The 21958-nt window shown below is 61.8% G+C and carries 20 protein-coding genes; 10 read left to right on the forward strand and 10 right to left on the reverse strand.

Annotation, left to right across the window (positions count from 1 at the left end; all coding sequences use genetic code 11):
• Window positions 1-16 precede the first annotated feature (16 nt).
• From LB543_RS19605 to LB543_RS33925, 3 genes are all read left to right on the forward strand, one after another.
• A complete protein-coding gene (locus LB543_RS19605; protein WP_224615243.1) occupies window positions 17-1504 on the forward strand; it encodes an NAD-dependent succinate-semialdehyde dehydrogenase in 1488 nt (495 codons plus the stop codon).
• 9 nt (window positions 1505-1513) lie between these two features.
• Window positions 1514-2329, forward strand: coding sequence for an alpha/beta hydrolase (locus LB543_RS19610; RefSeq protein ID WP_224615244.1), 816 nt, complete (start codon window positions 1514-1516; stop codon window positions 2327-2329).
• A 96-nt stretch (window positions 2330-2425) separates the two neighbouring features.
• Entirely contained in the window at window positions 2426-2560 is a 135-nt protein-coding gene (locus tag LB543_RS33925; protein ID WP_263488786.1) for a hypothetical protein, read from the forward strand.
• Here the strand turns inward: LB543_RS33925 and LB543_RS19615 are convergent.
• From LB543_RS19615 to LB543_RS19640, 6 genes are read right to left on the reverse strand one after another with little or no spacing between them, the layout of a single operon-like run.
• The gene (locus tag LB543_RS19615) at window positions 2557-3066 is read right to left on the reverse strand and encodes a sarcosine oxidase subunit gamma family protein (protein WP_224615245.1); all 510 of its coding nucleotides are present in this window, start codon (window positions 3064-3066) and stop codon (window positions 2557-2559) included. The two genes, LB543_RS33925 and LB543_RS19615, sit on opposite strands and share 4 nt — an antisense overlap.
• Window positions 3059-6007, reverse strand: a complete 2949-nt coding sequence (locus LB543_RS19620) for a sarcosine oxidase subunit alpha family protein (RefSeq protein WP_224615246.1) — start codon at window positions 6005-6007, stop codon at window positions 3059-3061. The genes LB543_RS19615 and LB543_RS19620 overlap by 8 nt, the downstream gene beginning before the upstream one ends.
• Window positions 6004-6270: a sarcosine oxidase subunit delta gene (locus LB543_RS19625; protein ID WP_140765173.1), complete on the reverse strand. Its 267-nt coding sequence runs from the start codon at window positions 6268-6270 to the stop codon at window positions 6004-6006. The genes LB543_RS19620 and LB543_RS19625 overlap by 4 nt, the downstream gene beginning before the upstream one ends.
• 13 nt (window positions 6271-6283) lie before the next feature.
• A complete protein-coding gene (locus LB543_RS19630) occupies window positions 6284-7540 on the reverse strand; it encodes a sarcosine oxidase subunit beta family protein (RefSeq protein WP_224615247.1) in 1257 nt (418 codons plus the stop codon).
• Between the two features lie 9 nt (window positions 7541-7549).
• A complete protein-coding gene (locus tag LB543_RS19635) occupies window positions 7550-8698 on the reverse strand; it encodes a M24 family metallopeptidase (protein ID WP_224615248.1) in 1149 nt (382 codons plus the stop codon).
• A gap of 36 nt (window positions 8699-8734) precedes the next feature.
• Window positions 8735-9916 (reverse strand): M24 family metallopeptidase, encoded by a 1182-nt coding sequence (locus tag LB543_RS19640; RefSeq protein WP_224615249.1) that lies wholly within the window; start codon window positions 9914-9916, stop codon window positions 8735-8737.
• A 227-nt stretch (window positions 9917-10143) separates the two neighbouring features.
• Between LB543_RS19640 and ehuB the strand changes: the two genes are divergently transcribed.
• From ehuB to LB543_RS19665, 5 genes are read left to right on the forward strand one after another with little or no spacing between them, the layout of a single operon-like run.
• Window positions 10144-11007, forward strand: a complete 864-nt coding sequence (gene ehuB / locus LB543_RS19645; protein ID WP_224589876.1) for an ectoine/hydroxyectoine ABC transporter substrate-binding protein EhuB — start codon at window positions 10144-10146, stop codon at window positions 11005-11007.
• 57 nt (window positions 11008-11064) lie between these two features.
• Window positions 11065-11793 carry an ectoine/hydroxyectoine ABC transporter permease subunit EhuC gene (gene ehuC, locus LB543_RS19650; protein WP_224589875.1) on the forward strand — a complete coding sequence of 243 codons (729 nt, stop codon included), beginning with the start codon at window positions 11065-11067 and terminating at the stop codon, window positions 11791-11793.
• Window positions 11790-12449 (forward strand): ectoine/hydroxyectoine ABC transporter permease subunit EhuD, encoded by a 660-nt coding sequence (ehuD, locus tag LB543_RS19655; RefSeq protein WP_224615250.1) that lies wholly within the window; start codon window positions 11790-11792, stop codon window positions 12447-12449. Before ehuC ends, ehuD begins: the two co-directional genes overlap by 4 nt.
• Window positions 12446-13225, forward strand: a complete 780-nt coding sequence (gene ehuA, locus LB543_RS19660) for an ectoine/hydroxyectoine ABC transporter ATP-binding protein EhuA (protein ID WP_140808112.1) — start codon at window positions 12446-12448, stop codon at window positions 13223-13225. Before ehuD ends, ehuA begins: the two co-directional genes overlap by 4 nt.
• Window positions 13222-13932: a GntR family transcriptional regulator gene (locus LB543_RS19665; RefSeq protein WP_224615251.1), complete on the forward strand. Its 711-nt coding sequence runs from the start codon at window positions 13222-13224 to the stop codon at window positions 13930-13932. Before ehuA ends, LB543_RS19665 begins: the two co-directional genes overlap by 4 nt.
• 45 nt (window positions 13933-13977) lie before the next feature.
• Here LB543_RS19665 and LB543_RS19670 read toward each other — a convergent pair whose 3' ends face one another.
• The 4 genes from LB543_RS19670 to LB543_RS19685 all read right to left on the reverse strand — a co-directional run bounded on the left by LB543_RS19670 (window position 13978) and on the right by LB543_RS19685 (window position 19778).
• The gene (locus LB543_RS19670; protein ID WP_224615252.1) at window positions 13978-15297 is read right to left on the reverse strand and encodes an O-antigen ligase family protein; all 1320 of its coding nucleotides are present in this window, start codon (window positions 15295-15297) and stop codon (window positions 13978-13980) included.
• Window positions 15298-15481: 184 nt separating this feature from the next.
• Complete coding sequence (gene asnB / locus LB543_RS19675) at window positions 15482-17452, reverse strand: asparagine synthase (glutamine-hydrolyzing) (RefSeq protein WP_224615253.1); 1971 nt, start codon at window positions 17450-17452, stop codon at window positions 15482-15484.
• A 73-nt stretch (window positions 17453-17525) separates the two neighbouring features.
• Window positions 17526-18320, reverse strand: coding sequence for a class I SAM-dependent methyltransferase (locus LB543_RS19680; protein WP_140765153.1), 795 nt, complete (start codon window positions 18318-18320; stop codon window positions 17526-17528).
• A 177-nt stretch (window positions 18321-18497) separates the two neighbouring features.
• Window positions 18498-19778 (reverse strand): nucleotide sugar dehydrogenase, encoded by a 1281-nt coding sequence (locus tag LB543_RS19685; protein ID WP_224615254.1) that lies wholly within the window; start codon window positions 19776-19778, stop codon window positions 18498-18500.
• 128 nt (window positions 19779-19906) lie between these two features.
• On the opposite strand from LB543_RS19685, the gene LB543_RS19690 reads away from it, so the two are divergent.
• Window positions 19907-21037 (forward strand): glycosyltransferase family 4 protein, encoded by a 1131-nt coding sequence (locus LB543_RS19690; RefSeq protein WP_224615255.1) that lies wholly within the window; start codon window positions 19907-19909, stop codon window positions 21035-21037.
• On the forward strand, window positions 21034-21885 hold the full coding sequence (locus LB543_RS19695) for a class I SAM-dependent methyltransferase (RefSeq protein WP_224615256.1): 852 nt from the start codon (window positions 21034-21036) through the stop codon (window positions 21883-21885). The genes LB543_RS19690 and LB543_RS19695 overlap by 4 nt, the downstream gene beginning before the upstream one ends.
• Window positions 21886-21958 lie beyond the last annotated feature (73 nt).

Raw genomic sequence — 21958 nt, forward strand, 5'->3', positions numbered from 1 at the left:
CGTCAGGAACAAGACGATGAACCTTCCCTATAATGCCTCCCAACTCGATCAGGATCTCTACGAGGTGCGGGGCTTTCCGCACCGGCTCTACATTGGCGGACAATGGCTGCCGTCTTCCGACGGCGGGCTCGTCGAGGTCACCGATCCATCCTCCGGCGCGGTGATCGCGGCAGTTCCCGATGCGACCTTGGAGGACGCCGCCGCCGCTGTCGAAGCAGCGGCCAAGGCCGCCAAGGGGTGGCGCGAGACCGCGCCGCGCAAGCGCTCGGAGATTCTCAGGCGCTGTTTCGAGCTGATGGTCGAGCGGTCGGAGACGCTTGCCATGCTGATCTCGCTGGAAAACGGCAAGGCCCTACGCGACGCGCGCGGCGAGGTGGCTTACGCAGCCGAATTCTTCCGCTGGAACGCCGAGGAAGCTGTTCGTATCACCGGCGAGTTCGGCACCGCTCCATCCGGAACCAACCGGATCGTGGTCGACTATCAGCCGATCGGCATCTGCGTCCTCATCACGCCGTGGAATTTCCCTGCCGCGATGGCGACACGCAAGATCGCACCGGCCCTCGCGGCAGGCTGCACGGTCATTCTGAAACCGGCCAGCGAGACGCCGCTGACCGCCTATGCACTCGCCGCGCTCTATAGCGAAGCAGGTGTCCCGGACGGCGTCGTGAACGTGCTGACGACCTCGACGCCCGACCCTCTGACGTCGGCCATGCTGGCCGATCCGCGCGTCAGGAAGCTCTCCTTCACCGGCTCGACCGGGGTCGGCCGGGCCTTGCTCGCCGAGGCCGCCAAACATGTGATTTCCTGTTCCATGGAGCTTGGCGGCAACGCGCCCTTCATCGTTTTCGACGATGCCGACCTCGATGCGGCCCTCGACGGCGCCATGATCGCCAAAATGCGCAATGCCGGCGAAGCCTGTACCGCCGCCAACCGCATCTACGTCCAGTCGGGCATCCACGATGCGTTCGCCGACGGCCTTGCGCGGCGCATGGCTGCGCTCAAGATCGGCGCCGGGACCAAGGCAGAAACGGAATGTGGACCCATGATCACCAAAAAGGCGGTCGACAAGATCGACCGGCTGGTCAAGGACGCGGTCAGCCGGGGTGCCAAGGTGCTGTGCGGCGGCTCGGTGCTCGAAGGAGATGGCTTTTTCTATCCTCCGACGGTCCTGTCCGAAGTCTCGCCGGAGGCCGATATGGCACATGAGGAGATTTTTGGCCCGGTAGCGCCCATCACCCGCTTCGAGAGCGAGGCGCAAGCCATCCTCCACGCCAACGACACCGAATACGGTCTCGCCGCCTATCTCTACACGCGTGATGTGGCACGCGGCATGCGGGTGGCCTCGGAGATCGAGGCCGGCATGATCGGCCTCAACCGCGGCCTGATGTCGGATCCCGCCGCGCCTTTCGGCGGAGTCAAGCAGAGTGGCCTCGGGCGGGAAGGGGGCCAGCATCACGGCATCGCCGAGTTCATGGAGGCCAAATACATCGCTGTAACTTTCTGAGCGGACATCATGTCGAAGGATCCTTTTCGCACGCGCGACCACGTTGCCGATTTCGATGACATCGTGGCCGATATCGTCGCCCGCAGCGCCGCAACGCGGGCAGCGCTGCCCATGCTGGCGGACATCGCCTATGGTCCGGACGGGGCCGAACGCCTCGACCTGTTCTTTCCGGAGGGGCCGCGTAAGGGCCTCCCGGTGCACATCTTCATCCATGGCGGCTACTGGCGCATGTTCACCAGAAGCGATTATTCCTACATTGCCGAAACGGTGACGAGTGCAGGAGCAATCGCGGTCGTGATCGACTATGCGCTGATGCCTGCCGTCAGGATGGCGACAATCGTCGACCAGGTCCGGCGCGCGAGGCAGTGGGTGCTGGATAATATCGCCAACCATGGCGGCGATGCCGGTCGGCTAAGCGTCAGTGGCCATTCCGCCGGGGCGCACCTGGCGACCTTCTTGTTCAACGGGGATTCGGCACATCCCCCGTCGACGGCACTCCTGCTCGGCGGGCTCTACGATTTGAAGCCCCTTCAGCATTCTTTCCTGGAGCCTTTGATAGGCCTGACCGACACGGAAGTTGAGGCATTTTCGCCGATGAGCAAATTCCTCTCGTCCCGGACAAAAGTCACGGTGTTGGTCGGCGAGCGGGAGACGGACCCTTTTCACCAGCAGGCCAGGCTGTTTGCCGACCGCCTGACGGGGCAGGGCCTAAGTGTGTCGAAAGGCGTGCTCCAGGCGCGCAACCACATGGATAGCGTACGTGATTTGGGGCTTCGCGCGACAGCAGCGGGCGACTGGCTTCGCCAAGTCATCGTGGCCGGATAAATTCGACCCGCGTCGGGTCACGCTGCCGCTGCCCGCCTGAAAGTTCACGCGGTTTGCGCTTGAACAGGTGGGTTATGTCGGGCACTCGCGCCCCTTGTGGCACGTTTTGTGCCCGAAGAGATGCTGCCCGGCACGCAATATGACAGCGACGAAGACCTTACCCGCAAGGCCGGCAATATCGGTACGGCGATCTTCCATCCCGTCGAGCAGACCATAGGTCAGGACAGCTAACCGGCGTTGTCCACTATCCAGTCGGCAAGGCTCCGCGCAAAGCTTCGCTGCACAATCATGTCGCAGCCAGTCTCGGTGGTGCGCAATACCAGCACCGGCACGTGATGAAAGGCCGTTTGGAACGCGCGGCCTGACGCTGAGGCTGGCGAGCGCCAGTCGACAGCGATGCATTTGGAGAGAGCTTCCAGGACGCGCGCCCCGCTCAACCTGAAGCGTACGCGTCCCTCGTCGAGAGCAACCGAACAGCCCAATCCGGGATCGACTGTCAGGGGGGATGGCTTTGCACCTGCCTCTTTCATCAGCCAGAGACGGCGGGGAGAGATCCGGACGGTGAGGGTGTCGGCATTGCGGGCCGTTTCGCCGACCGAGATGGGTAGGGCGGTACCCAGCATCTGTGAAACGGTCATTTCGAACCGGGTCAGCATCCCGTCCCAACTCTCGATCTGAACGATCGGGCAATCAGCCATCGACAGGTTGAAATCTTTCAATGCCAAAACCTCAACCATGCAGCCGTTCTCCCTTCGGATCCAGAAAGACGGGCGAGACGATGCGCGCGCGAACGGTTTCGGCCTTCATGGGATAGGCGGCGAGGACTTCGCGTCCCTCGACCGCTGCGTCGCCCGCAAGCAGCGCCAGGCCGACATAGCGGCCAAGTTCCGGACTGAAGGTCACCGAAGTTATCCGGCCGCGCCCATGCCCGGCGACGGTATCGTCGGGCATGAACAATATCGCGCCGCCGCGCAGGCGCTTGCCGTCCTCGATGCATTCCAGCCCGACAAGGCGCTGGCGGTCAGGCGCCCCAAACGCCGTGCGGCGACGCAGGACGTCGCCGACGAATCCCGCACGTTTGCCGACCATACGGCCGAGGCCGAGGTCGTCGAGCGTGGTGCGGCCATCGATCTCTGGACCGGCGACGTGGCCCTTCTCGACGCGCAGCGCGCCAAGCGCCTCGACCCCATAGGGTTTGAGGCCGAACGGCGCGCCGGCTTCCAGCAGGCGGCTCCAGATCTGTTCGCCGTTGCTGGCGCCGACATAGATTTCGTAGGCGCGTTCGCCGGAATAGCTGAGGCGGATGATGCGCAACGCCCGTCCCTCGAACTCCGCTTCGATGAAACCCATATGTGGCAGCGCGTCGTTCGAAATGTCGAGCTTCGGAAAGGCAGCGGCGAGGATATCGCGGCTCCTCGGTCCGGCGACCGACATCGCCGCCCATTCATCGCTGACGGAGGTGACCGCGACCCGCAGGTCCGGCCAGGCGGTATCGAGCAGGAATTCCAGCCGCGACAGGACATCGGCCGCCTTCGCGGTCGAGGTGGTCATGAAGAAGCGGGTTTCCGACAACCGCGTCGTGGTGCCGTCATCGAAGACGATGCCATCGTCGCGCAGCATGACCCCGTAGCGGGCGCGGCCAACCGGCAGCTTGGCGAAGCCGTTGGCATAGACCCGGTCGAGGAAAATGGCCGCGTCCGGCCCTTGCACGTCGATCTTGCCGAGGGTGGAGATGTCCATCAGCCCTGCGGCTTCGCGCACGATGCGCATCTCGGCGACATAGGCTTCGTTCACGTCGCGGCCGGCGCTGCGGTAGAAATACGGACGCATCCACAGCCCGACTTCGAGCATCTCGGCATCGTTGGCTAGGTGCCAGTCATGCATCGGCGTACGGCGAAACGGCTTGAAATGGTGGCCGACGGCGCGACCGGCGAGAGCGCCGATAGCAACAGGCGCATAGGGCGGACGGAAGGTCGTGGTCCCGGTTTGCGGGATGGTCGCCTGGCGCAACACCGCCATGATCGAAAGTGCGGCAAAATTGCTGGTCTTGCCCTGGTCTGTGCCCATGCCGAGCGTGGTGTAGCGCTTCAGGTGCTCGACCGATTCATACCCCTCGCGATGCGCCAGCTCGATGTCCTTGGCGGTCACATCCATCTGGAAATCGACGAAGGCCTTTCCACGTCCCGAAAAGGGGATCGCGCGGAACGCGTTGGCAGCGGTTTCACCGAGATCGAGCCTAACCGGGGCCGCTGGCGCCGCCGATTTTCCGCAGAAGGCTGCCGCATCGATGCCGGCGCGGTGGCCGCCCTCGATGGCATCGGCGGTCGAGAAGCGGCCCATTATCGAGCCGGCGCCAAAATGCCATGCCGGAAAGCTGCCGGGGATGAAGCAATCCATGTCGTCGCGATAAGCGGGTTTGACGCCGAGATGCGCGGTGAGGTGCACAGTCGGAGACCAGCCGCCTGACACGCAGACGATGTCGCAGGCTACTTCCGAATTGCCGCCTGGCCGGGCGAGCTTTGCTGCCTTCACTGCATGGCCGCCACGCAGATCGACGATTGGTGTTCCGGATCGGATCGCTATGTTCAAACGCTTGGCTTCAGCGGCCAGAGCAGCGGGCGGGTCGCCGCGCTGGTCCGCGACCGTCACGTCCGCACCGGCGGCGGCAAGATCGAAGGCGGCGCGATAGGCGCCGTCATTGGTGGTAGCGACCAGGATCCGTCTCCCCGGCAGAACGGCGAAGCGGTTGAGGTAGGTCCGGGCGGCCGATGCCAGCATGACACCGGGCCGGTCATTGTTGGCGAACACCAGCGGGCGCTCGATGGCACCGGCCGCAAAGACGATGGAGCGCGCGCGAAGCATGGTGAACACCTGCCGCGCAGCGCCTTCCGCGACCGGATCATCGTTTCGTTCGATCAACCCCAGGGTGTTGCCGTCATAGGTGCCGAACGCCATCGTCTTGCGCAGCACGGTGACGTTGGGCAGTCCTGCCAGTTCGGTCTCGATCGCCTTCAGCCAGGCTGCCGCCTCGTCTTCGGAACGCTCCGACAGAAGCTGACCGCCGAGCAAGAAGTCCTGCTCGACCAGCGCAACGCTTGCGCCGGCCATTGCTGCGGCGCGCGCCGCCGAGAGGCCGGCAGCGCCGCCGCCGACGATCGCCACGTCGGCAAATAAGTGACGCACCTCGTAACGGTCTGGGTCCGGCTCGGTGCCGGCTCGGCCCAGTCCTGCCGCCCGGCGGATGAAATGCTCATAGAACATCCAGGCGCGCCGCGTCGGCCCCATGAAGGTCTTGTAGTAGAAGCCGGCGGAGAGGAACGGCGCAAACAGCCCGTTGATGCTCTGCAGGTCGAAGCCGAGCGAGGGCCAGCGGTTCTGGCTTTCAACAGCCATGCCTTCCGTTAGTTCAAGCGTGGTGGCCGGCAGGTTCGGTTCGCGTCGTCCACCAGCACCCAGCGTGACCAGCGCATTCGGTTCTTCGGGTCCGGCCGAGAAGATACCGCGCGGCCGGTGATATTTGAAACTGCGTCCTGTGAGTGTGACGCCGTTGGCCAGCAGCGCCGATGCCAATGTGTCGCCTCGGTAGCCGTTCAGCGTGCGGCCGTCGAAGCTGAAGTCGATCGGCTGCGTGCGATCGATGCGCCCGCCGGCCGGCAAACGTTTCCGGTTCTCGTTCATGCGGGCATTTTCCTGGCGAAGCCGACCGATGCGATGGCGTGATTTCTGGTGTCGCGCTCGACGACCAGCCATTGTCGGCAGCCGGTGACGTGCTGCCAGAATTCGCGATGCAGCCCCGCCGGGTTCTTCCGCACATAGACATGGCGATACCAGGCTTCCGGATCGGGATCGTCATGGGCCGGACGCGCCGCGGAAGCGTCGCCGCCATAGCGGAACTCGTCATGGTCACGCGGGCCACAGCACGGACATTCGATGCGAAGCATTGTTTCGCCCCCTCTATTGCAGCCAGGCCGAGGGACCGGCGCCGGCCTCGTCGAGCGTGCGGCCGGTGCGAAAACGATCGAGCCCATAGGCGGCGATCAGTGGATGCGGTTTGCCGGTCGCCAGCATGTGCGCAAAGCACCAGCCGGAGGCCGGCGTCGCCTTGAAGCCGCCATAACACCAGCCGCCGTTGAGATAGAGCCCGTCGATCGGCGTCGGGCAGATGATCGGGCTGGCGTCGGGCGTCATGTCCATGACGCCGCCCCAATGGCGCAGCAGCCGGACGCGCGAGATGCAGGGCATCAGCGCGATCGCGGCCTCGGCCACTTCGCGCACGACGCCGAGATTGCCGCGCTGGGCGTAGGAATTGTAACCGTCGAGATTGCCGCCGAAGACAAGCCCACCCTTGTCGGACTGACTGACATAGAAATGATCGGCGCCATAGGCGACGACATGGTCGACCAGCGGCTTCAGGGGCTCGGTGACGAATGCTTGCAGCACGTGGCTTTCGATCGGCAGTTCCAGGCCTGCCTTCTGTCCGAGCACGGAGGTATGGCCGGCCACGGCGAGGCCGATTTTGCCGGCGCCGATCCGGCCCTTGCTCGTTTCGACGCCGACGATCCTTTCGCCGTCACGGACGAAACCGGTCACCTCGCAGTTCTGGATGATGTCGACGCCATGGCCGTCGGCGGCACGCGCATAGCCCCAGGCAACGGCATCGTGGCGGGCGGTGCCGGCACGGCCCTGCAGGATCGCGCCATATATCGGAAATCGCGCCGTTTCGGAGAAATCCAGATAGGGAACCAGCCGTCGCACCGCGTCGCGGTCGAGTATGTCGGCATCGATGCCGTTCAGCCGCATGACGTTGGCACGATGGCTGAAAGCGTCGAGTTGATCCGCCGAATGGGCGGTGACGATCTGGCCGCGTTGCGAAAACATGACGTTGAAATTCAGCGCCTGCGACAAGCCTTCCCACAGCTTGACCGAGAATTCGTAGAACTGGGTGTTGCCGTCGAGCAGATAATTGGAGCGGATCACCGTGGTGTTGCGGCCGACATTCCCGCCGCCGACATAGCCCTTCTCCAGCACGGCGACATTGCGGATGCCGTGGTTCTCGGCGAGATAGAAAGCCGTGGCCAGCCCATGTCCGCCACCGCCGACAATGATCACGTCATAAGCCGGCTTCGGCTCTGCAGCGCGCCACGCGCGCTGCCAGTTCTTGTGGCCGGACAGGCCGTTGCGAAAAATCGAGAGCGCCGAATAGCGTGCCATGCTGATGGTCTAGCGAACGATTGAGCCAGCCGGGGTGCGCGTCAGCACTTCGGCGCCCGCATCGGCCAGCAGCACGGTATTTGAGATGAAATGGTCGCCGCGGCCGGTGCCCATCAACCAGGACAGGATATGGAAACTCATTCCCGTTTCGATCTCGAGATCGGAATCGTGCCTCAGCCCGGTCACGGAATTGCCGCCGGTCCAGGATGGTGGCTGGCCGATGCCGACCAGATAACCGCAATGATGGCGGCGATAGTGCGAAAGACCGGCCTCATCGGCGACGCCCTGCCAGGCAGCATAGACGTCGCGCGCCCTCACACCGGGCTCGAGCGCCTTGACGACGGCGTCGAATGCCTTGGCTGTGACCTCGGCCATCGCCGCGTCTTCGTCCTTGATGCTGCCGATACGGACCAGCCGGCCGAGTGGCGCGTGATAGCGCGAGACGCAGCCGGAGAGTTCGACGAATACGGGCTCGCCGGCGCGATAGAGTCCGTCGCCCCAGGTCGTATGCTCTTCGCCAAGCCTGGCGGCGGGACGGATGAACGGGCCGAAGCCGGGGGCATGGCCGCCGGCGCGGATCATCGCCGCCACACATTGGGCGGCGACCTCCTGCTCGGCGGCACCGTCGGAAATCGCCGCGATCGCGGCACCTGCCGCGGCGTCCGTGACCTTGGCGGCGCGACGCATCAGCACCTGTTCCTCGGCACTCTTCACAAGCCGCATCCTGTCGACCAGCCCGGAAACGTCGCTCCACTTGGCATCGGCCTGCGCCTCGAGTTTCAAGGCGAGGCCATGGCTCAGCCCGGAGGTCCAGTGTTCGAGCCCGATCCGCTTGCCGGTCAGGCCAAGCTCGGAAATGACGCGCGCGGCGAGATCGGCCGCCGTCTCGCTGTCGGAATGGCCGCGGAATTCTGCCGCCTTCACCTGGTTTTCGATCGTCACCTTCTCCATCGACCGGGTGACCAAAACCGGCTGATGGTCGAGTGGGACGATCAGGAGGTGCGGCGCGAAATACCCCCAATGGTCGAGCCCGGTGAGATAGAAGACATTTTCCGGCGAGGCAAAGACGGCGGCGTCGAGCCCGCGCCCGGCCAGCGCCGTGCGAACTTTCGACAGGCGGCCGGCGATTTCTGCTTCGGAAAAAGGATTTCGGTCCATTTTGTATCCTTGGATTGCCGGCTTTTGGTGTCGGGTTCAGTCGATGATGATGAGGTCGCGGGTCACGTCGCAAAGTCGCTCGCCGCCGCCTTCGGCAACGACGAAGGATTCGGAGATGGCGACGCCGAAATCTTCGAGCCAGACGCCGGCCATGAAGTGGAAGCACATGCCGGGTCGCAACTCGGTCCTGTCGCCGGGCCTCAGGCTCGCAGTGCGTTCGCCCCAATCCGGCGGATAGGCGAGGCCGACGGGATAGCCGACGCGACTTTCCTTCTTCAGCCCATTTCTGCGCAGCACCGCCTGCCAGGCGGCTTCGACATCTTCGGCGGTGTTGCCGGGCCGTGCCAGTTCGAGGCCGGCATCGACGCCTTCGACGATCACCTTGGCCATATCGGAGAGGGCGGTCGGCGGCTTGCCGAAATGGACCGTCCGGGTCAGTGCCGCATGGTAGCGCCGTCGCACGCCGGCGATTTCGACGATTGCCAACCCAGTGTCGGGAAGTGGCGCGTCCGACCAGGTCAGGTGTGGTGTGCTGGTGCCTTCGCCCACCTGCATCAGCGGGCAGATTGCGGCGTAGTCGCCGCCGGCGCCCGGCACGCCCATGATCTGGGCATGATAGATCTCGGCAATCACGTGGTTCTGCGGCACGCCCGGCCGCATCTTTTCGACAGCGCGGTTCATGGCATTGCTGCAGATCGCGCCGGCTTCGCGGATCAGCGCCAGCTCGGCATCCGATTTCACCAGCCGGGCCCAGTTGACGAGGTCGTGGTTGTTGCTGAAACGCGCCGCGGGCAGGCCGGCTACGAGATGGGCATGGCAGCGCGCCGTGTAGTAGTGCGCGTCCATCTCGACGCCGATCCGCGCCCGTTCCCAACCGCGTGCCCGGATCAGACCGGCGAGCTCGTCATAGGGATGCTCGACGGGCTGCTGCACCAGCCGCTCCGAGAACGGGACGATGTTTTGTTCGGGCAAGCCGGTGGTCATGCGGGCGCTTCTGGCGTCCTGCGCCCGGCCGAACCAGATCGGCTTGTCCTCTTCCAGATGGACGAGCACGCATTGCGGCACATAGAAGGACCAACCGTCATAGCCGGTCAGCCAGCACATGTTCGCCGGATCCTGGCAGACGATGAGATCGAAGCCGGCCTTCTCCATGCGCTGCTTCACGCCGGTCAGGCGCTGCGCATATTCCGTCTTCGTAAAGCTGCCTGAGCCGCTCAAACTCGTTCCCCTGACCGCCACGTCAATCCGACAAGCATGGGTAATTGTGCACAACTATCAGCCCATCTCGGCTGAACGTGCGATCATAATCATCTATTTCCAGGATTCGTACAGCGCGTCTTGCGATATGTCCAGATGAGTTGTATACGTCTTGCATACTCGCTGCGACGGAGGAGAAACGTCGTCCGGGCAAGACAATCGTCAAAAAGAAAAGGGGATGCATGCTCATGTCACAGATATCTCGTCGAACGGCCATGAAGGCGGCTGCTTGCCTTGCACTTGTCGCGACCGCGTTCACGGCGCTGCCGGCCCAGGCCGAAACGACCCTCGAACGCGCCAAGAAGGACGGTTATATCCGTGTCGGCTTCGCCAACGAGGCGCCGTTCGGTTTTGCGACGCCTGACGGCAAGCTGACCGGCGAAGCGCCAGAAGTCGCCAAAGCGGTGCTTGCCAAGATGGGCATCCCGCAGGTCGACGGCGTGCTGACCGAATTCGGCTCGCTCATCCCCGGTCTCAAAGCCGGACGCTTCGACATCATCGCGGCCGGCATGTTCATCAATCCGAAGCGCTGCGCCGAGATCAATTTCTCCGAACCATCTTATGGCATCGGCCAGGCCATGCTGGTGGCGAAGGGCAATCCAAAAGGCATAAAGGATTATTCGAGCATCAAGGACAATCCCGACCTCAAGCTCGCCGTGATGGCGGGCGCCGTCGAGGGCGGCTACGCCAAGGATGCCGGTGTCGCCCCGGGGCAAATCGTCGCCTTGCCAGATCAATCCAGTCTCGTCGCCGCCGTCCAGGCCGGTCGCGCCGATGCGGCCGCGCTTACCGCGCTGTCCATCGCCGACATGGCCAAGAAGGCCGATGGCGTCGAATCGACAAAGCCCTTCGGCGAAGTCGCCGGCAAGTCGGTGAAAGGCCATGGCGGCTTCGGCTTCCGCAAGGAAGACACCGATCTGCAGAAAGCGTTCAACGCCGAACTGAAGAAATTCCTCGGGTCACCCGAGCACATCGCCCTGGTCGAGCCGCTCGGCTTCGGCAAGGACTATCTGCCGAACAAGACGACTGCACAGCTCTGCAAGGGCGAATAAAGTTCCCAACTGCTGGGCGGCGTGAACGCGCCGCCCTCTTTTTCTCCGGAGAAGCAGATGGGAATCCGCACACTTGTTGCCATGCTGGTCGTCTCGCTCGCCGTCATCGGCGTGCTGGCGACACAGGCAACATACAGCCTGTTCCTGCCGGGACTGCTGCAGGGCGCTGTCCTGACAATCGAGATCGCCGTTCTTGGCAGCCTGCTGGCGGTTATCATGGGCGTGCTCGCCGCGTTGGCGCGCATGTACGGCCCCGCGCCGCTTAGATGGCTGGCGACGGCCTATGTCGAGATCTTTCGCGGAACCTCGGCACTGGTGCAGCTGTTCTGGCTGTTTTTCGTGCTGCCGCAATTCGGCGTCACGCTCGACGCGTTTCTCGTTGCCGTGCTGGCGCTCGGCCTGAATGTCGGGGCCTACGGATCCGAATGCGTGCGCGGCGCCATCCAGTCGGTCGCGCGCGGTCAGTGGGAAGCGGGAACGGCGCTCAACATGAGCCGAGGGCAGATGCTGCGCCGGATCATCCTGCCGCAGGCCTTCATCGCCATGATCCCACCCTGGGGCAATTTGTTCATCGAACTGCTGAAGTCGACCGCGCTGGTGTCGTTGATCACCCTGTCGGACCTCGCCTTCAAGGCGCAGCAGATGAACCAGAATACATTCAAGACCATTCCGATCTTCACGCTGGTGCTGCTGATGTATCTCGCCATGTCGCTCACCGTCTCCATCGGCATGCGGCTTCTCGAAAAGCGGGCCTCGATCGGCCTCGCCAGGGGGAAGGCGACATGATCTGGGATTGGGGTTTTACACTCGAGATCCTACCGGTGCTGGCGCACGCCGCAATCATCTCCATCGAGGCGACACTGCTCGGTTTCGCCATCGCCGCTTCGCTCGGTCTGGTCTTGGCCGTGGTCCGCATCGCCGTGCCACGGACGGGCTGGACGATTTCGGTGCTGGTCGAGCTGATCCGCTCGACGCCGTTGCTCATCCAGATATTTTTTCTCTATTTCGTCTTTCCGAAATTCGGCATCGTGCTCGACGCCTTCACCGCTGGCGTTCTCGCCATAGGCATCCACTACGCCGCCTATTGCTCCGAGGTCTATCGCGCCGGTTTCGACAACATCCATCGCGGCCAATGGGAAGCCTCGATCGCTCTCAATCTCTCGTCTTGGACGACCTTTCGCGACATCATCATCCCGCAGGCCATTCCGCCGATCGTGCCGGCGCTCGGCAACTATCTCGTCGCGCTGTTCAAGGAGACGCCGCTGCTTTCGGCTATCGCCGTGCTGGAACTCATGCAGACGGCCAAGATCATCGGCTCCGAGACATTTCGTTACACCGAACCGATCACGCTGGTCGGCTTGTTCTTCCTCGCGATGAGCCTGGTTTCGGCCGCGCTTATTCGTGCCCTTGAACGCCTGCTCAACCGGAGGAACGCGCGATGACGGAACAACCGATGGTCCGCTTCGACAATGTTTCCAAACGCTACGGCGCGTTGACCGTCCTCGACGGCCTGAACCTCGAAATCGCGCGCGGCGAGAAGGTCTCCGTCATCGGTCCGTCCGGTTCCGGCAAGACCACCGTGCTGCGCATGCTGATGACGCTGGAGACGATCAATGACGGCGTCATTTGGGTCGAAGGCGAGCCGCTGACGCATATGAAGAAAAACGGCGCGCTGGTTCCCGCCGACCTTGCCCACATTCGCCGCATCAGGGCGAAGATCGGCATGGTGTTCCAGTCCTTCAATCTGTTCCCGCACATGACCGCGATGGCCAATTGCATCGAGGCGCCGATAACCGTCCTTGGCATGAAAAGGGCGGATGCCGAGGCGCGGGCGGCCGAGCTTCTCGACATGGTCGGGTTGTCTCAGAAAAAGGATCACTATCCTTCCCAGCTTTCCGGTGGCCAGCAACAGCGCGTCGCCATCGCCAGGGCGTTGGCGATGCGGCCCAAGATAATGCTGTTCGACGAGGTGACCTCCGCGCTCGACCCGGAACTTGTCGGCGAAGTGCTGCAGGTGATAAGGCAGATCGGCCGCGAGCATGATTTGACGATGCTCATGGTCACCCACCAGATGGGCTTCGCCAAGGAATTTTCCGATCGCGTCTGCTTCTTCTACCAGGGCAAGATATGCGAGCAGGGACCGCCAGGCGAACTGTTCGGTGCCCCTAAGAACGAGCGGACGCGGCAGTTCCTGCACGCTGTCCTGGAGGCTGGATGACGCTGGAGACGGATGCCTCGGCCACCACGGCGATCGCAGAGGCGCCACGACCGCTTTCGGCGCGGGAACGGTTCGAGCGCATCTACCGGATCCTGCGTGACCGCATCTGCCTGCTCGACTACCCGCCGGGAAGCCGCCTCTCCGAGGAAGAACTCGCCCAGGAATTCGAGATCAGCCGCACGCCGGTCCGCCGCGTGCTGGCGCGCCTTGAATCCGAAGGTCTGGTTCAATCCGTCCACGGCGTCGGCACCATAGTCACCGATGTCGATATCGAGGAACTGCAGCAGGTCTATCACCTGCGCCTGGAATTGGCGCTTCTGGTCGGCAAGCTTTCGCCGATCCCCCGAACAGCGGCCGACCTGGATCGGATCCGGGCGCTCATTGCGCGCTGTGATTCCGATATGCTCAATCCAGATCAGCGCGCTTTCCTGCAGCTGAACATGGACTTCTTCTCGGAACTGACCGCCATGACCGGGAACCAGCCGCTGCGCGAGATCAGTGAGAGATTATATTTCCAGGTGGCGCGTGTCGTCCTGAAGATGATGCCGCAACTGGGTTTGGTGGAGGAGTTCACGGCCTTCCGGCGTGAAATGGAGGAAGTTCTGGCTGCGGCAGAGATCGGCGACTGGGAGTCGATCGGGCATATAAGGCGCGCCCATATCTCGATGAGCTTTCGGCGCATGATCCGGCATGCTGGCCGAAGTTGAGACAGCGCCCACTCTTGCTGGAATGTGCCAGCCGTCACGAACGTTTCACGGGGAACCGGCTCCCCGAATATCCGAGACGGTACTGCCGATCGAGGTTATGTCGGCCGACTCTCCTTTGATCGGCGAAACTGTTCGTCCGCAAGCCAGGTATGTTCCTGAAACCAGGAAGATCATCAGCGTCGAATCCAGAATATCGTGGCCGACAAGGATGCCTGTCAGCCCACCAACAAGGTATACTATGACGGCGACCACTATCATGGTCGCCCCGAACCGCTCTAACGGATCGGCACTGAAGCGAAGGACCTTCGTCGCGTTCCAGATCGCGATGATGAAGATCGCCGCCAATGATAACGCGCCCACAAGTCCAGCCTGAACCAAGGCTGTCAGAAAGCCGTTGTGAAAATGGTTGAAACCCTGACTCACCCCAAATTGCTTTTTGAAACCCTGCTGAGAAATCGCCCGGCTGGCGGACATGCCGTGGCCGAAAAATGGTGCTTCGCGAAATGCATCGATCCCAATGTCCCAGAGCCCAACCCGCAGTCCGAGCGGAGTGGAATGGTCACCTTTGGTGGCGAGAGCTTTCCAGTCATCGAACAGGAAATGAGTGCGATCCACGATGATTGGAGACGTGATTGCCGCGGTGAGCAGGCAGCAAGCGCTCGCAATCACCAGCAACCGCCTCATATTCGATCGCGTGAATCTCTGGCGATTGATCACGAGGATGGCGGCAATGGCGATCAGCAAGGCCACCCAGATCATGCGGGAGCCAGAATAGACGGTCGCCACGGCGCCGGCGAGTATGGCGACGGTGAGTGTCTTCCAGGCTTTCTCTATTCCCGACACGGCGCCCGCGAGGCACATCATCACGGCGAGGCAGGTGACCGTCGCGAACACGATCGGATTTCCAGCCCCTCCTTCGGCTCTCAGCATCCCGATCCAATAATATTGGACGATGGTTAGCGCCAGCGCTCCGACACACGCTGCCGCGCTGGCCAGCACAGCAATGCGTGCAAGCGTCGCCTTGTCGGTGATGCTCCAGGTCGAATAAGAGATCGGGAACACCAGCAAGGTGATCAGCGGCAGGAAATGCGTGACATCGGCCCCCAGGGTGCCGTTGACGATCGACGCCAGGACCATCGCCGCGCAATAGGCATAAAGCGCAAGGGTCATGGCAAACATCGGCCGGTCGATGTTCAAGCGGCGTCGCTTGGCGACCAGCAACACCACCGACCAGAGCGCTCCGCCATGAAATACGAAGCTCACCACCGACCCGAGCACCGGTGGCGAAAAGAAGCAGATGATCGAAAACCAACGGTTGACCCGTTCTGCCGTCAGGTTGCGCCGCAGCGATGTAAACGCGTCCAATGCCCTTGCTTCGCAATTTTCCGGCTCGCGTGCGAATCGTTCGAACGATTCTTGCTCACCGTGCTTCGCCCCCGTGCTCGAATCCGTATAGCTGCTTGCTTAGGTATCTGATAGTGCGGAACCGTCTCGCTCGCCATCCGGCTGCATGAGTGGACAGGCAAAAAACCCTGGCCCTGATGCCTGTTCAGGCCGCGACCGCCGATGAAGCTCCCTGGGTTGCTTCCCGCCAGGATTGGAACATCAAGACGTCCCAAAGCAGATACTGGTTGTTACGGTGTCCGGAGAGGTGTTCCGACCACGCGCGCCGGATTGCCTCGGGCCGAAAGAAACCGTCTTCCCGCAATCGACGTTCGTCGAGCAGCGCCTCCGCCCATTCGCGAAGCGCGCCGCGCAACCAGGCGTCGATGGGCACGCCGAAGCCCATTTTCGGACGTTCGACAAGCGCCTTCGGAACATGTCGGTAAAGCAGTTGCCTGAGCGGCCACTTTGTCTGGCTGCCGGCTCGCAGGATGGGAAGCGGTAGCGAAAGTGCAAAGCTTATCAGGCGATGGTCAAGCAGTGGCACGCGGGTCTCGAGGCTGACTGCCATTGCCGCGCGATCAACCTTTACCAGGATGTCGTCCGGCAAATAGCTCATCATATCAATGTACATCATCCGCTCGACGTTGCCCGGCAACGCTGGAAGCGCCTCCAATCCCGTCAGCATGGTAGGCGGCTCGGCTGCGTCCGGGATGATCTCGGTCGCTTCCCAGTGCGAGCAGAGGCGACGGTAGACATCGTCCATGGTTCGCAGCGAAAGAACCGACGCCGCCTTGTGGATCTTGTCGCCGACGCGCTCGCGGCGCAGGCGCTGCGGCAGAAGCGGCATGATCCCGCCCGCGACATTGTTGTAGAGATCGGGCGAGGCCAGTGTCGCCAAGCTGGCCGACGCGCGGCGCAGCCCCGTCGGGATGCGGGAAAGCTTGTTCCATAACGCATCGGCGAGTGCGTAGCGCGTGTAGCCGGAGAACAGCTCGTCGCCGCCATCGCCCGACAAAGCCACGGTAACGCTGCCACGCGCCAGTTTGGAGACGAGGAATGTCGGGATTTGCGAGGAGTCGGAGAAAGGCTCGCAATAAATGCCGGGCAGTTGGGGCACAACCTCTAGCGCGTCCCGCTCGCTGAGATAAAGTTCCGTATGGTCGGTGCCGAGGTGGCGCGCTACTTGCTGGGCATGGCCGGCCTCGTTGTAGCCCGCTTCGTCAAATCCGATCGTGAAGGTCCGCACCGGTCGCGAACTGATCGACTGCATGACCGCTACGATGGCGGAAGAATCGATGCCGCCCGAGAGGAAGGCGCCGAGCGGAACGTCCGCGATCATCTGCCCTTCGAGCGCGCGGCGAAGATGACGCTCGACCTCGTCGACCGCCTCTTCGGGGCTCCCTTGAAAAGGATCGCGCTGGCCTTGTTCAGCGACTTCCCTGGCGCTCCAATAGCTCTCGACGTGTGGCTCACGCATCGGGTCGGAAAGGACGAGGAGGTGGCCGGGTCTCAATTTCCGAATGCCTTGGTAAATGCAGTAAGGGGCGGGGATGTAGTTGTGGCGCATCAGCAAAGCCAGCGCATTCCGGTCGATGTCCGGGCGCCAATCCGGCAGCGGTCGAAAGGCCTTGAGTTCCGAAGCAAACGCGAAGGCCTTGCCGATCCGGCCATAATATAAAGGCTTTTCCCCGAGGCGATCGCGTCCGAGAATGAGCGTTCTCTCCCGCCGGTCCCACAACCCAAAAGCAAACATGCCGACGGCCAATTCGAGAGCCCTTTTTATTCCAAGCTCTTCGATCGCGGCCAGAAAGGTCTCGGTGTCGGAATGGCCGCGCCAGGCATGAGCGCCGAATTCCCGATCGAGATGCGTCCGCATCTCGCCGTGATTGTAGATTTCCCCATTGAAGACGATGACATGGCGACCGCTATGCGAAAGCATCGGCTGCGCGCCGGCCGACGACAGGTCGATGATCGACAGTCGGCGTTGACTGAGCGCAACGCCGGCCTCGGCGTCAGTCCAGACGCCGTCGCCGTCCGGTCCGCGATGCCGGATCATGTCCGCCATACAGCGCACGCTGAACGGGCCGCTGCTGGTCGCGGCTGCTCCACCCACAATGCCGACGATACCGCACATCCGGCGTTTCTGCTCCACAATGACCTGGCTCGGATCTTCTCTCTATCGCGAAATCAGAGGAGGAAACCGGCCGCTATGAATTCATTCGCTCGAAACACCATTCACCACAGCCGGTGCCGAAGAGGCCAACTCCAGGCGCCACATTGAAGCGTTGCTTCGTGCGAAACCCAAGTTTTTCGACGGACGTCTCCAACTCTTCGACTGTGGTGGATTGATAGGGATAGCCGCCTAGCCAGTCGTCGACATCCGCCAGGAACTCCATGCCTCGGCGCGCGCGATAGCTCTTTACAAATGAGATCGTGTCCCGATGGCGCAGCGTCCTTGCCAACATGTAGGCCGAGACAAATAGCGCTTTGACCGGGGGCCGTAGCCACCGATGGGAGGAGTAGAGCCTTTTTTCGACTGTCCACAGTCCGCAAAGGGGTGTCTTCAGGTAGATCGCAATGCCAAACCTTCCTCCGTGACCAACGAGGCCGGCTGCGTTGCTGATCGCCGCCCACATGTCTCCCGTGTGATGCAGGACGCCCCACGAATAGACGACGTCGAATGTTCCGGTTGGAAGCGACGCCCTGTCGAGGATATCGGCTCGCTTCACACTCCATTCGGCTTCCGGCGCGAAGCGAGAAAGCACGGCCTTGGTTGTTTCGACACAGCCCGCGTCATAGTCAACGGCGTGAACCTTCGCTGCCCCCAGCCGAAGAGCGGCCGCTGAATGCAGGCCCGATCCGCAACCCATGTCCAGAAATGTCTTCCCCTCCAGATCTCCCACCAGGCGGCGAAGATCCTCGCAAGCCCGATCCAGATGCTCGTCCTCGAAGCGCGCGGCAAGCTCGGACCAGTTGCGGCCGAAATCATAACGCGCGTTCATAAGCTTCCCACCATGTCCTTTCCGAAAGACCGAAGCCTTGGCCGATGCTCGATAGAAGTCCCCAAACCAATGCGTTCAGCCGGTCGAGCCGCGCCTGACTCTTGCAGGCTGCGTCGGCGATCGGAATCGACCTGCTTAATGTCACGGTATATCCCAGTGTTAAATTCAGGCCGAGCCTTACAGACTCCAATACTTTAGATTGTCAGAAATTTCATGCGGTTTGATAGCAGACTTGATGTCGAACAGCGTTCCTCCTGGCCTGATCATTTGAAAAAGACGCGCTCTCTCGCTTGTGAGATAAACCTTGTGAGGTACCGCCAAAACAAGCGCCTGCAAATCAGTTATCTCATCGAGCGGCAGGATCGTTTCGCCATGGTCGCGTCGAGCGGATTCGGCATCGGCGAGGGGATCGTGGACTTTAGGGACAATTCCGAACTGCCTCAGTTCCTTGACCATGCCGAAAACGCGGCTGTTGCGCAAATCCGGCACGTCCTCCTTGAAGGTCAGTCCGAGAATGCCGACTGAAGCCCCTTTGACAGGTATGTCCGAGCGGATCAGCTGTTTGACGACCTGTTGGGCAACGAAGGCTCCCATGCCGTCATTGATGCGGCGGCCGGCGAGGATAATCTGCGGGTGATAGCCTTCGGCCTCGGCTTTGGCAGTCAGGTAATACGGATCGACGCCGATGCAGTGGCCGCCGACGAAGCCCGGCTTGAAAGGAAGGAAGTTCCATTTTGTCGATGCGGCATCAAGGACATCCTGCGTCCGGATATCAAGCCGCGCGAAGATCATGGCCAGTTCATTCATCAGCGCGATGTTGAGGTCGCGCTGCGTGTTCTCGATAACCTTCGCTGCTTCGGCCACCTTGATCGACGGTGCGCGGTAGACGCCGGCATCGATGATGCTGCCATAGACGCCGGCCACGCGCTCCAGCGTCTCGGCGTTCTCACCGGAGACGACTTTGATGATCCGTCGCAGCGAGTGTTCCCGATCGCCCGGGTTTGCCCTTTCAGGCGAATAGCCGAGCGCGAAATCATGAGGGTGCCGCAGGCCGGACGTATGCTCGATGATCGGCCCGCAAAAATCCTCGGTCACGCCTGGATAGACCGTCGATTCGAAAACGACGACCGCGCCTTTGCTCACCGCTTCGCCGACAAGCTCGGATGCCAGTTTCAAAGGCGCAAGATCGGGAGCACGGTTGATGTCGATAGGTGTTGGCACGGCAACGATGAAGAAAGTCGCGCCTTTCAACATCTCCCGGTCGGTCGTAAGCGCGATCGAGGAGTCCTTGAGCGCCGCCGTGTCGACCTCTCCCGTGCGATCGACACCGCGACGCAGTTCCTCGATCCGGCGTTCGCTGATATCGAAAGCAATCGTGCCCGGGAAAACCTTCCCAAACGCGACGGCTACCGGCAGGCCGACATATCCCAGGCCGATAACGGCGATGCGTTCGGACATCCGCGGATTTCCCAAGGTCGCTTATGAGTGAGCTTGTATGGCAGGCTGCACGCGAATTCAACGATGTGTAGTTGCGAAGCGGGAAGTCTCCACTCAAAATAGTGCTTGATCAACGCACGTATCGCCATATGGATCGTATCGTTGTTGTCGTGAGCGAACCAAAATCCCTTGCAACCACGCGGGGACATCTTCTGCTCGCGTTGCGCACAGCCGGATACGAAGTACATGCCCTGGCGCCAGTCGATGCCATGACCGTTGGTTGGCTGACCGAGAACGGCATCCGTTTTCACCCATTGCCCATGGAGCGTGCCGCTATTGCGCCATTCGGCGATACGCTGTTGGCTTTTCGTCTTCACAGGAAGCTACGAGAGCTCAAACCCCGGGCCGTGCTGACCTGCGCGATCAAGCCGATCGTCTATGGCATGCCCGCGGCGCTGATTGCGGGGGTACCGCGCCGGCACGCGCTTGTCACGGGCCTCGGCTATGCGTTCACGGACCGTCACAAATCTCTACGGTGGAGGATGGTCAATGCGGTGGCCCGGCTTCTCTATGCCGCGAGCCTGCGTGTTGCCACCACGGCCACCTTCCAGAACGACGATGACCGAGATGACTTCCGTCGTCTGGGACTGCTCGGACGCACACCAGCCAATGTCGCCAACGGTTCAGGGGTAGACCTCGATCGATTCAAAGTTGTGCCATTACCGGAGAAACCGCGATTTCTTATGATCGCACGCCTGCTTCGCGACAAAGGCCTCGGCGAATATCTAGGTGCGGCGAGGCTGGTTAAGGCAATTCGACCTGAAGCTCGTTTCGACCTGGTCGGCGATACGGATCCAAATCCCGCGGGATTTCCAGTATCGGAAGTTGAGGCAGCCGTCGCGGACGGAACCATCCACTATCACGGGGCTGTCGAAGACGTCCGTCGAGTGATCGCCGATTCGCGTATCTTCGTGCTTCCGTCCTATCGCGAGGGTACGTCGCGATCTGTCCTGGAGGCTATGGCAATGGGGCGCCCGGTGATCACGACAGATGCGCCGGGTTGTCGCGCGCCGATCGTCCCCGGCGTGAACGGCCTGCTGGTGCCGGTCGGTGTCACGGCCCCATTGGCGGAGGCTATGATCCGCCTGATCGACAACCCGAATGAAGCCGAATGCATGGCCAGGAACAGTCGATCGATTGCCGAACAGCGCTATGATATTCAGAAAGTTACCGCTCATATGATGGAAATCATCGAAGCCGGGCACCGAGCCGCAGAATGACGTTTGCAGGAAATCCATCATCGAACCGATACGAGTTCGGAGCCAATTGGGCGTCGTTCATCGACAAGCACTACTCGGCTGAACGCCGTCGGATGGCGGCGGAGAAGCTCTTGTCCTTCCTCGGCAAACAGAGCCTCGAAGGGTTCGACTTTCTCGATATCGGCAGCGGCAGCGGACTGCACTCGCTTGCCGCCTTGGACGCAAAAGCGGATAGGATACATTCCTTCGATTTTGACCCGCTTTCGGTAAGCACAACCGGCAAGCTGCGCCAATTGGCCGGTGACCCGCCGAACTGGACCGTCGAACGCGGCGACGTGCTCGACGCCGACTATCTGGAGAAGCTAGGCACCTGGAATCTCGTCTATTCCTGGGGCGTACTCCACCACACAGGTGCCATGTGGCAAGCTATCGAAAATGCGGTGCGCACGGTTGCGCCCGGCGGTCTCTTCTTCATTGCTCTCTATTCGTCGAATGTGGTGAAACCTTCGGCGGAATTCTGGCTTGACGTGAAACGGCGATACAACCGCGCCAACCCTCGTCAAAGGCGGTGGATGGAATATTGGTACATCTGGCGCTTCGGGCTCGGTCGCAATCCACTTCAACTGCCCTCGCTTGTGAAGCAGATCCACCAAAAGAAAAAAGGTCGCGGCATGAGCTACATGACCGATATCCGCGACTGGCTGGGCGGCTGGCCTATGGAGTTTGCCGAAGACCAGGCCGTGATCGATTTCCTGAAGAAACGGTTCGATTTCGAGCTCGTCAGGATATCTGCCGGTGAGGCTTGCACGGAATTTCTCTTCCAGAACCCGATCAGGTCGCCATCCAAAACCGAACCAGAGCAATTCTAGAGCGGGATGAGATTTATGGGAGTCGTGGGATTCCCAAATCACTGCGGTTCTGATTCAACCTTCATGCTGGAGC

Source organism: Mesorhizobium sp. ESP7-2, from assembly GCF_020164715.1.
In the GTDB taxonomy this organism is placed as follows: Bacteria; Pseudomonadota; Alphaproteobacteria; order Rhizobiales; family Rhizobiaceae; genus Mesorhizobium.

Coding starts and splice junctions, on each gene's coding strand:
- LB543_RS19690 (WP_224615255.1), top strand. CDS start 19,907: ATGGATCGTATCGTTGTTGTCGTGAGCGAACCAAAATCCCTTGCAACC.
- asnB (WP_224615253.1), bottom strand. CDS start 17,452: ATGTGCGGTATCGTCGGCATTGTGGGTGGAGCAGCCGCGACCAGCAGC.
- LB543_RS19615 (WP_224615245.1), bottom strand. CDS start 3,066: ATGGTTGAGGTTTTGGCATTGAAAGATTTCAACCTGTCGATGGCTGAT.
- ehuA (WP_140808112.1), top strand. CDS start 12,446: ATGACGGAACAACCGATGGTCCGCTTCGACAATGTTTCCAAACGCTAC.
- LB543_RS19605 (WP_224615243.1), top strand. CDS start 17: ATGAACCTTCCCTATAATGCCTCCCAACTCGATCAGGATCTCTACGAG.
- ehuD (WP_224615250.1), top strand. CDS start 11,790: ATGATCTGGGATTGGGGTTTTACACTCGAGATCCTACCGGTGCTGGCG.
- ehuB (WP_224589876.1), top strand. CDS start 10,144: ATGTCACAGATATCTCGTCGAACGGCCATGAAGGCGGCTGCTTGCCTT.
- LB543_RS19610 (WP_224615244.1), top strand. CDS start 1,514: ATGTCGAAGGATCCTTTTCGCACGCGCGACCACGTTGCCGATTTCGAT.
- LB543_RS19635 (WP_224615248.1), bottom strand. CDS start 8,698: ATGGACCGAAATCCTTTTTCCGAAGCAGAAATCGCCGGCCGCCTGTCG.
- ehuC (WP_224589875.1), top strand. CDS start 11,065: ATGGGAATCCGCACACTTGTTGCCATGCTGGTCGTCTCGCTCGCCGTC.
- LB543_RS19680 (WP_140765153.1), bottom strand. CDS start 18,320: ATGAACGCGCGTTATGATTTCGGCCGCAACTGGTCCGAGCTTGCCGCG.
- LB543_RS19685 (WP_224615254.1), bottom strand. CDS start 19,778: ATGTCCGAACGCATCGCCGTTATCGGCCTGGGATATGTCGGCCTGCCG.
- LB543_RS19695 (WP_224615256.1), top strand. CDS start 21,034: ATGACGTTTGCAGGAAATCCATCATCGAACCGATACGAGTTCGGAGCC.
- LB543_RS19625 (WP_140765173.1), bottom strand. CDS start 6,270: ATGCTTCGCATCGAATGTCCGTGCTGTGGCCCGCGTGACCATGACGAG.
- LB543_RS19620 (WP_224615246.1), bottom strand. CDS start 6,007: ATGAACGAGAACCGGAAACGTTTGCCGGCCGGCGGGCGCATCGATCGC.
- LB543_RS19630 (WP_224615247.1), bottom strand. CDS start 7,540: ATGGCACGCTATTCGGCGCTCTCGATTTTTCGCAACGGCCTGTCCGGC.
- LB543_RS19665 (WP_224615251.1), top strand. CDS start 13,222: ATGACGCTGGAGACGGATGCCTCGGCCACCACGGCGATCGCAGAGGCG.